The sequence below is a fragment of the Mesorhizobium sp. M8A.F.Ca.ET.161.01.1.1 genome, assembly GCF_004792105.1.
GTDB lineage: Bacteria > Pseudomonadota > Alphaproteobacteria > Rhizobiales > Rhizobiaceae > Mesorhizobium.
In genome coordinates this window covers 1-327 of record NZ_SRTD01000286.1, presented here as the reverse complement: position 1 = coordinate 327, position 327 = coordinate 1, and the positions used below count along the sequence as shown (strand labels likewise).

At 57.5% G+C, this 327-nt stretch carries 1 pseudogene; it reads right to left on the bottom strand.

Features of this window, described 5'->3' with window-relative positions:
• Positions 1 to 77: 77 nt before the first annotated feature.
• Positions 78 to 327, bottom strand: a pseudogene (locus tag EN804_RS35730) (hypothetical protein); the annotation flags it as partial.

Sequence of the window (327 nt, the reverse complement as noted above, 5' to 3'; positions counted from 1 at the left end):
CTTCAGTGTCGCAAACTATCTCTTTGTTGGAGCATGATCTTTCCCGAAAACCGGTTCCCACTTTTCGGGATCATGCTCTAGCGGACGCGATTGGGGCAGAGCGCTTTGAACTGGTCCAGCGTGTAGTCGTAGCCCGAGGCGCCGGAGCCATCGAGCACCTCGTTCTCCTCGACGGCCTTGATGAGGTAATCCGTCGTCACCTCCGTGCCCTTGTTGCGGCCCTGGAAGATCATGCTGTCGCCATAGAAGGTGGTAAACGCGCCGGTCTTGCAGTTGGCGGTGATCTCGAAGTGGAGCGGCGACTTCATTTCCTCGTCGATGCAAGCC